The 4,015-nt window shown below is 69.4% G+C and carries 4 protein-coding genes; 2 read left to right on the plus strand and 2 right to left on the minus strand.

Annotated elements, in window-relative coordinates; all coding sequences use genetic code 11:
- Positions 1 to 276 precede the first annotated feature (276 nt).
- A complete protein-coding gene (locus IH13_RS0135940; protein WP_031091328.1) occupies positions 277 to 828 on the plus strand; it encodes a hypothetical protein in 552 nt (183 codons plus the stop codon).
- A gap of 400 nt (positions 829 to 1,228) precedes the next feature.
- On the opposite strand, the gene IH13_RS0135945 is transcribed toward IH13_RS0135940, so the two are convergent.
- Both IH13_RS0135945 and IH13_RS0135950 read right to left on the minus strand, forming a co-directional pair.
- The gene (locus tag IH13_RS0135945; protein ID WP_031091330.1) at positions 1,229 to 2,101 is read right to left on the minus strand and encodes an undecaprenyl-diphosphate phosphatase; all 873 of its coding nucleotides are present in this window, start codon (positions 2,099 to 2,101) and stop codon (positions 1,229 to 1,231) included.
- A gap of 171 nt (positions 2,102 to 2,272) precedes the next feature.
- Complete coding sequence (locus IH13_RS0135950; protein WP_031091332.1) at positions 2,273 to 2,950, minus strand: TVP38/TMEM64 family protein; 678 nt, start codon at positions 2,948 to 2,950, stop codon at positions 2,273 to 2,275.
- A 48-nt stretch (positions 2,951 to 2,998) separates the two neighbouring features.
- Here IH13_RS0135950 and IH13_RS0135955 point away from each other — a divergent pair, with 48 nt between their 5' ends.
- Entirely contained in the window at positions 2,999 to 3,718 is a 720-nt protein-coding gene (locus IH13_RS0135955; RefSeq protein ID WP_031091334.1) for a DNA alkylation repair protein, read from the plus strand.
- Positions 3,719 to 4,015 lie beyond the last annotated feature (297 nt).

Genomic DNA, 4,015 nt, shown 5'->3' on the forward strand with positions numbered 1-4,015 from the left:
CGGTAGCGGCCGGCTCGCAGCCGACCAGAGTCACCGCGGCAAGACAGGCAAGCGCGGAGGTGAGCGTGCGGGTGTTCAAGTTGTCCCCCCAGGTGCGGTTCGTGAAGCCATGACCGTAGCGGTGCGGTATGCGGCAGGGGATCAGGGTGTTCCGGTGGTGATGGAGTTGTGACCAAACAGTGGAGGAGGAGTGGGTGGCACCTGAGGCAAGGTGGAGCGCCACCCGCGCCACGCGCCCGCTGAAGACGGCGCGGGGCCAGACGGAACGGACAGAGCATGTTCAGGATCCCGGACCGCGTCGCAGACCTCTTCGGCGACCGTCGAATCCGCGTCGAGTTCGAGCGGGCGCTTCGTGCGGCCAGCACGTTCGAGGACTACGAGCAGCGGTACTTCTCCATGGTGTCGTTCAGCGAAGCTGCTCGAATCCCGTACCGTCGACTCGCAAGCTTCGACAGGTCGTCCCTGCCGAAGGAGCAGCAGGAACTGGTCGTCGGCATCAAGGCCCTCACTCATCGCCTCATCACGTCGGGCTACGCCATCGCCGCGGCAGCGAAGGTCGACCAGCATGCGGGCGAGGACTGGGCCCGGCTTCTCGACTTCGTGCAGCGCAAGTGCGCCGCTCGTGTCGGACTTCCTGGCCACGAGGGGTGGGAGCGCTGCTTCACCCACATCGTCGGCCAGGCGGAGAAGGCGATCCGGTCAAGCCGGCCCAGGGATGACCGGGACGCCGCCTATGCAGTCCTCCGGCACTTCGCCTCGTTCTTCGCCGGTGACGTCGGGTTCGAGAAGGCGTGGTGGATCGAGGTGCCTGAGCCGGAGCTCGGCTGAACGGCAACGGTCACGTGATTCTCGCTTCTCGCGACGCGACTGCGCCCGCTCTCATCCAAGGGCGGGACGCATCGCCACGCCTGTGAAGTCCACCCGGCCCAGGACTCCTCACCCGGGTGGTGCGGACCTTGTCGCCGGCCTGTATGCCGTTGCCCCTCTTCTTCTCCTTGCAGGGGTGATCGCACGGCGGGAGCCCTTGGCTTTCCACGACCCCCGCAAGCGGGTGGGCCCTGCCCCGGCTTCCTGCCGTCAGGAGCCCTCAGCCTCCCGAGATCATCTGGGAGATGCCCCGGAGATGATCAAGGAAAAGAGCTTCGAAAGGGCTCTCATCCCTCTGTACGTCTCCGGTTGCGACCCGGTACTCCAGCAGTACGAGCGGTCTCCGCCCGAACGGAGCTTCTCAGCCCGCCGACTCGCCGGCGTGCGGGCTCAGTACACCCGCGCCGACCAGTGCGAACAGCAGGATGCCCAGGAGTACCCGGTAGATGACGAACGGCATGAAGCTCTTGGTGGTGATGAACTTCATGAACCATGCGATCACCACGTACCCGACCGCGAACGCGATGACGGTCGCGAAGATGGTCGGCGGCCAGGAGACGTGCCCCTCGCCGGCGTCCTTCAGTTCGTACACGCCCGAGGCGAGCACCGCCGGGACGGCCAGCAGGAAGGAGTAGCGGGCCGCGGCCTCACGGGTGTACCCCATGAGCAGACCACCGCTGATCGTGGCGCCCGAGCGGGAGACGCCCGGCACCAGCGCCATCGCCTGGCAGAAACCGAAGATCAGGCCGTCCTTGACGCCCAGTTCCTTGAGCGACTTGCGCTCCCTGATCGCCCGGTGCCTGCCGCCCGTCTCGTCGCGTGCCGCGAGGCGGTCCGCGATGCCGAGGACGATGCCCAGGACGATCAGCGTGGTCGCGGTCAGACGGAGGTCACGGAACGGGCCCTCGATCTGGTCCTTGAGCGTGATGCCGAGCACGCCGATCGGGACCGAACCGATGATGACCAGCCAGCCCATCTTGGCGTCGTGGTCGCCGCGCATCGAGCGGTCCGTCAGCGAGCGGAACCACGCCGAAAGGATCCTGCCGATGTCCTTCCGGAAGTAGATGAGGACCGCGGCCTCCGTACCGATCTGCGTGATGGCGGTGAAGGCCGCACCCGGGTCGTGCCAGCCCGCGAACGCGGCGGTCAGCCGCAGGTGCGCGCTGGAGGAGATCGGCAGGAACTCGGTCAGTCCCTGAACGAGGCCCAGGACGAATGATTCGAACCAGCTCATGGGGCTTTGGCCATCCCGGAAGTGCTCGTGCAACGGCGGACGGGCATGGAGGCCGTCAGCAGCGTGCGGATGTGGTCAGAAAGAGGGGACGGGACGCCACGGCCCCGGACATCCTCTGTCGGTCGCGGGCAGCGTATCGTCTGCGGGTGAACAAGACCCGGCTACCCCCGGCTACGCGGCGTCGTCGCCCGCGGCGCCCAGCCGGTGACGCCTGCGCCACGCGACCAGCACGCCGCCCGCACCGGACAGGACGATGAAGGCCATCGACGCCAGGAACAGCGGTGACGTCGGCGAGGACGCCGAGCTTCCCGCGACGACGTACGCCGCCGTGTTGGGGACCGAACCGATCCCGGTGGCCAGCAGGAACGGCGGGTAGCCCATCCGGGACGTCGCCGCACAGTAGTTGGCCGCGGCGAACGGCACGCCCGGGAAGAGCCGCAGTGCCAGCATGGACCGGAACCCGTGCCGGCTCAGCAGCCCGTCCGCGGCCTTCAGCCACTTGCCGCGCAGCAGTGTACGGAGCGCGTCCTGCCCCAGCACCCGGCCCAGCATGAACGACACGCCCGCCCCGAGGACCGTCCCGGCGAGCGCCGCCGCCAGGCCCGCCTGCGTCCCGAAGAGCGCGCCGGCCGCGAGGTTCAGCAGCGGACGCGGTACGAACGCCACGGTGAACACGCCGTACGCGACGGCGAACAGCACCACCGCGGCCGAACCGTCGAGATGTGTATAAGAGACAGCCAACAGCACTGCCACGAGCAGGGAGAACCTGGACCAGGGGGAAAGCAGCAGCCTCGTGCAGCGGACCACGAGACCGCCGGCGGGCCGGGCGGCGGGGACGGGCTCGAACATTTGGGGAGAGTAACCGAAAGGGGCGTGTGATCGCCGTAATGTGCTCTCATGAGCCCCTCGGCCCAAGCCGTCCCCCACGTACCGGACAGTGCTCTGGCCGACACCGTGCTGCTCCGCCTCACCAGGGTGTACCCCGAGGCGGCCGATCCCGGGCGCGCGGTCTCCACCGCCGCGTACCTGAGGAACGTCGCGCCCCTCCTCGGCATCCCCGCCCCGCACCGGCGCGCCCTGTCCCGGGCCGTCCTGGCCGGGACCGGCCGCCCGGACGAGACCGACTGCACCGCGATCGCCCTGCGCTGCTGGGAGCTGCCCGAGCGCGAGTACCGGTACTTCGCGGCCGACTTCCTGCGCCGTCATGTGGGGTGCTGCACCTCCGGCTTCGTGCCCGTCCTGCGTCACCTCGTGTCCACGGACCCCTGGTGGGACACCGTCGACGTGCTCGCCGTCCATGTCGCGGGCCCCCTGGTTTCGGCCGCCCCCGCCCTGCGGACCACGATGGACCGGTGGGCGGAGGACGACGACCTCTGGGTCGTCCGCACGGCGCTGCTGCACCAGCTCCGCTACCAGGAACGCACCGACGCCGACCGGCTCTTCGGCTACTGCCTGCTCCGCGCCGGCCACCCGGACTTCTTCATCCGCAAGGCGATCGGCTGGAGCCTGCGGGAGTACGCCAAGACCGACCCTCACGCCGTACGGGCGTTCGTCGACGGGGCCCGGGACCGTCTGGCGCCGCTGTCCGTACGTGAGGCGCTCAAGAACCTCGGCTGATGCCCGCCCCTCGGCCCACTGCCTCGTGCAGGCGCGCGACGAGGCGGACGATCGGCCGGCGGTGGCCGAAGTGACCCGGCCGTCGCTGCTACCGGCGGTCCGGGGATGAGCGGGGCCGAAGCGCGGGCGTGGTCCGCCGTGGAGGCCGACTCGGTGCGGCCGTCGTCAGCGGCCGAGTGCCCACGCGCCTCACCGTCCCCGGCCGGACATGAACGGTGAGACGCGCGGCTCCCTTCAAGCAACGCGCCTCACTTCTTCTTGACCGGCGGGCACGAACCCGTCTCCTCACCGATGGAG

It is taken from the genome of Streptomyces sp. NRRL WC-3549, from assembly GCF_000721935.1.
GTDB lineage: Bacteria > Actinomycetota > Actinomycetes > Streptomycetales > Streptomycetaceae > Streptomyces.

Bases quoted from the DNA above. Each gene is read 5' to 3' on its own strand.
- IH13_RS0135940 (WP_031091328.1), top strand. From the start codon at position 277: ATGTTCAGGATCCCGGACCGCGTCGCAGACCTCTTCGGCGACCGTCGA.
- IH13_RS0135945 (WP_031091330.1), bottom strand. From the start codon at position 2,101: ATGAGCTGGTTCGAATCATTCGTCCTGGGCCTCGTTCAGGGACTGACC.
- IH13_RS0135950 (WP_031091332.1), bottom strand. From the start codon at position 2,950: ATGTTCGAGCCCGTCCCCGCCGCCCGGCCCGCCGGCGGTCTCGTGGTC.
- IH13_RS0135955 (WP_031091334.1), top strand. From the start codon at position 2,999: ATGAGCCCCTCGGCCCAAGCCGTCCCCCACGTACCGGACAGTGCTCTG.